This is a genomic window from Streptomyces sp. NPDC014734 (assembly GCF_043083325.1).
In the GTDB taxonomy this organism is placed as follows: domain Bacteria; phylum Actinomycetota; class Actinomycetes; order Streptomycetales; family Streptomycetaceae; genus Streptomyces.
Window position 1 is genome coordinate 1 of record NZ_JBIBYN010000058.1, and the last position, 4633, is coordinate 4633.

General features: G+C 71.0%; 1 protein-coding gene. It reads right to left on the minus strand.

What is annotated here, in order from left to right:
- A partial coding sequence (locus ACF1CT_RS37290) for a type I polyketide synthase (protein WP_391788478.1) occupies positions 1–4633 on the minus strand: 4633 nt, incomplete at both ends.

Sequence of the window (4633 nt, forward strand, 5' to 3'; positions counted from 1 at the left end):
GACCCACACGCCCCGTCAGCACCAACCCCTCACCACCAGCCAACGGCACCACCGCACCCACCAACGGATGCTCAACCAACCCCAGACCCAACCCCGCCATGCCAACCGCTTGGGACACCGCAGTCGCCGGCCAGTACCGCTCGCGCTGGAAGGCATACGTGGGCAGCGCGACACGCCGAGCACCGGTGCCCGCGTAGTACGCCGTCCAGTCCACCTTCACACCGCGCACATGCGCCCGCGCCAGTGCGCCGACCAGCGACTCCGCCTCGTCACGTCCCTTGCGCAGCACGGCGGCGAACACCGTGTCCTCGCCGATGACGCAGTCCTGCCCCATCGCGGTGAGCACCCCATCGGGGCCCAGCTCGACGAAGGTCGTCACGCCCTGTGCTTCGAGCGCACGGACACCGTCGACGAAGCGGACCGCCTCGCGGACGTGCCGCACCCAGAAGCCGGGGTCGGTGATCTCCTCGGCGGAGACCACACCACCGGTCAGGTTGGACACGACCGGAATGCGCGGCGCCTCGTAGGCCAGTGTCTCCGCCACCTGACGGAAGGCGTCGAGCATCCCGTCCATACGGGGTGAGTGAAACGCGTGCGAGACCGTCAGCCGCTTCGTCTTGCGCCCCCGCGCCTCGAAACCTGCCGCGATCGCGAGAGCCGCGTCCTCATCACCAGCGATCACGACGGACGACGGGCCGTTCAGCGCGGCGATGCTGACACCCCCGGTCAGCAGCGGCGCCACCTCGTCCTCCGACGCCTGCACCGCCACCATCGCCCCACCGGACGGCAACTCCTGCATCAACCGCCCACGAGCCGCCACCAGCTTCGCCGCGTCCGCCAGGGAGAAGACCCCGGAGACATGCGCGGCGGCAAGCTCACCGATGGAATGACCCGACAGGAAGTCCGGCCGCAGACCCCACGCCTCGACAAGACGGAACAACGCCACCTCGACCGCGAACAACGCGGGCTGGGTAAAGTCCGTCCGGTCCAGCAGCCCGGCATCGGCGCCACCGAACAACACCGTCTTCAGAGGCTGCGGAAGATGCGCGTCCAGCTCGTCACAGACCGCGTCCAGCGCCTCCGCGAACACCGGGAACGCGGCATACAGCCCACGCCCCATACCCAGCCGCTGGCTTCCCTGCCCCGTGAACAGGAACGCGGTCCTGCCACCGGTCACCGAACCCGTCACGAGACCCGCAGCCGCGTTGCGCCCCTCCGCCAGCGCCCCCAGACCGTCCAGTAGAGCGGTCCGGTCGGCGGCGAGCACGACCGCACGGTGGTCGAAGTCCGAACGGCCGGTCGTGAGGGAGTGGCCGATGTCGTCGGCGGACACCTCGGGGTGGGCGGTCACATGGGCCAGGAGGCGCTCGGCCTGGGCACGGAGCACGTGGGTGCTGCGGCCCGAAAGAGTCCACGGCGCCACACCGGTGCCGGTCGCCGGGGTGTCTCCCGGCTCCACCGCCGCAGGGTTGTCCAGCGGGGCCTGCTCGATGATGGTGTGGGCGTTGGTACCGCTGATTCCGAAGGAAGAGACACCCGCACGGCGCGGGCGGCCGGTCTCGGGCCAGTCCACCGCCTCGGTCAGCAGCGAGACCGCGCCCGCCTCCCAGTCGACGTGCGGCGACGCCTGATCGGCGTGGAGGGTCTTCGGCAGGATGCCGTGCCGCATCGCCATGACCATCTTGATGACGCCCGCGACACCGGCCGCTGCCTGCGTGTGGCCCAGATTCGACTTGATCGATCCCAGCCACAACGGCCGGTCGTCGGAGCGCTCCTGACCATAGGTCGCCAGGAGGGCCTGCGCCTCGATCGGGTCGCCCAGCGTCGTCCCCGTGCCATGTGCCTCGACCACGTCCACCTCGGACGCCGACAGTCCGGCCGTGGCCAGCGCCTGCCGGATGACGCGTTGCTGCGACGGACCGTTCGGCGCCGTCAGGCCATTGCTCGCACCGTCCTGGTTGATCGCGCTGCCCCGCACCACCGCCAACACGGGGTGACCGTTCTTCCGCGCGTTGGACAACCGCTCCACGAGCAGCATGCCCGCGCCTTCCGCCCAGCCCGTTCCATTCGCGTCGGCGGAGAAGGCACGGCAGCGGCCGTCGGCGGACAGGCCGCCCTGGCGGCTGAAGCCGATGAAGGTGCCGGGAGTGGACATCACGGTCACACCGCCGGCCAGAGCAAGTTCGCATTCGCCGTTGCGCAGCGCCTGTATCGCCCAGTGCAGGGCGACCAGTGAGGACGAACATGCCGTGTCGATGGTGACGGCGGGGCCCTCCAGGCCGAAGGTGTACGACACCCGGCCCGAGGCGATGGAGCCGGTGCTGCCGGAACCCAGCGCGCCCTCGCCGCCGCCGTCCGGGGTTTGCTCCACCAGGGTGGCGTAGTCGTGATACATCACGCCCGCGAAGACACCGGTACGGCTGCCGCGCAGGGTGACGGGATCGATGCCCGCCCGCTCGAACGCCTCCCAGGACGTCTCCAGCAGCAGACGCTGCTGCGGGTCGGTTGCCAGTGCCTCGCGGGGCGAGATTCCGAAGAACGTGGGGTCGAACTCGGCGGCATCGTGCAGGAAGCCGCCCTCACGGGTGTAGCTGGTGCCCGGGTGCTCCGGGTCGGGGTGGTAGATCGCGTCCAGGTCCCAGCCACGGTCGACCGGGAACCCGGAGATCGCGTCCTCGCCCTCGGACAGAAGCCTCCACAGCTCCTCGGGGGTCCGGACACCGCCGGGGTAGCGGCAGCTCATGGCGACGATCGCGATCGGTTCGTCGTCGGTCACGGTCCTTGCCACGGCTGCCACGTGGGCGCCGGATCCGGCGAGTTCGTCCCGCAGGTACCGGGCGAGCACTTCGGAGGTCGGATAGTCGAAGACCAGGGTGGCGGGCAGACGCATACCGGTTACCGCGTTCATGCGGTTGCGCAGCTCGACGGCGGTCAGCGAGTCGAAGCCCAGATCACGGAAGGCGCGCTCGGGGTCGACCGCGTCGCCGGAGCTGTGGCCGAGCACGGCGGCGACCTGGGTGCGGACCAGTTCCAGCAGCGTGTCGAGTCGCTCGGTCTCATCGAGTCCGGCCAAGCGCTGTGCCAGTGCGCCCTGAGAGGGCGTGCCCGCGGCCGTACGGCGCGCCTGTACCCGCACCAGGCCGCGCAGCAGCGGGGCCACGGCACCGGAGGAGGCTGCCTGGGCTCGGACGGCCGCGAGATCCAGCCGCACCGGTACCAGCAGTGCCTCATCGGCCCCGGTCGACACGTCGAAGAGTTCCACGCCCTCGGCGGCGGACAGGGCGGTGACACCGGCCCGGTTCATCCGGGAGACGTCCGCCTCGTCGAGCTCACCGGCCATGCCGCCCGACTCGGCGGCCCACAGGCCCCAGGCCAGTGAGGATCCGGCGAGCCCCCGGGCCCTGCGGTGCTGGGCGAGGGCGTCCAGGAAGGCGTTGGCCGCCGCGTAGTTGGCCTGCCCCGCACCACCGAAGACACCGGCCGCCGAGGAGAACAGCACGAACGCCGACAGGTCGAGGCCCTCGGTCAGCTCGTGCAGGTTCCACGCCGCGTCCACCTTCGGACGCAGCACCCGCGACAGACGCTCCGGTGTGAGCGACCCGATCACGCCGTCGTCCAGCACACCCGCGGTGTGCACGACCGCGGTCAACGGATGCTCCGCCGGTATGGACGCCAGCACACCGGCCAACGCCTCACGGTCCGCGACATCACACGCCGCCCAGACCACCTCGGCACCCAGCCCCGACAGCTCCGCCGCGAGCTCACCGGCCCCCGGAGCGGCGTCACCACGCCGACTCACCAACAACAGCCGACGCACGCCGCGCTCGACCACCAGATGCCGGGCGAACAGACCGCCCAAGGTGCCACTCGCACCCGTGACCAGCACCGTTCCCTCGGGGGCAAAGCGCTCTGCGGTCGTCGTCGGCGCGATCGCGCGGGCCAGTCGTGGAGCGCACAGCACGCCCTCGCGCACCGCGAGCTGTGGCTCGCCGGAGGCCAGCGCCGCCAGGAGGGCACGCTGTGATCCGTTCGTGCCGTCGGTGTCGATCAGAACGAATCGTCCCGGATTCTCCGACTCTGCGGAGCGCACCAGACCCCGGACCGCGGCGCCCGCCAGGTCGTCGACGGCCTCTCCCGCACGGGTCGCCACCGCACCCGAAGTCAGCACCACCAGCCGCGAACCCGCGAAACGCTCGTCGCCCAGCCACGCCTGGACCAGAAGCAGCGCTCGCCGCGTGGCCAGGTGCACCGAGCCGCCATCGGCATCGGCATCGGCATCGGCATCGGCATCGGCATCGGCATCGGCATCGGCATCGGGCGCGAACGTGACCAGCACGTCGTCCGGTACCGGGGCACCGGTCTCGATCGCCTCGGCCAGCGCGGACAGATCAGCGTAGACGTCGAGGGGGTCGCCTGCACCGGCCGCCAGGCCCTGCCCGTCGGAACCGAGCAGGGCACACCGGCCGCTCGCCGGGGCCGCGGACACCTCGTCCCAGTCGATTCGGTAGAGGGAGTCCTGCCGGGAGTCACGCGACGCGCCGCTGATCTGCTCGACCGACACCGGCCGCAACACCAACGAACCCACCGTCAGAACAGGACGACCCGCCCCATCCGCAACCGCCAACGACACCCC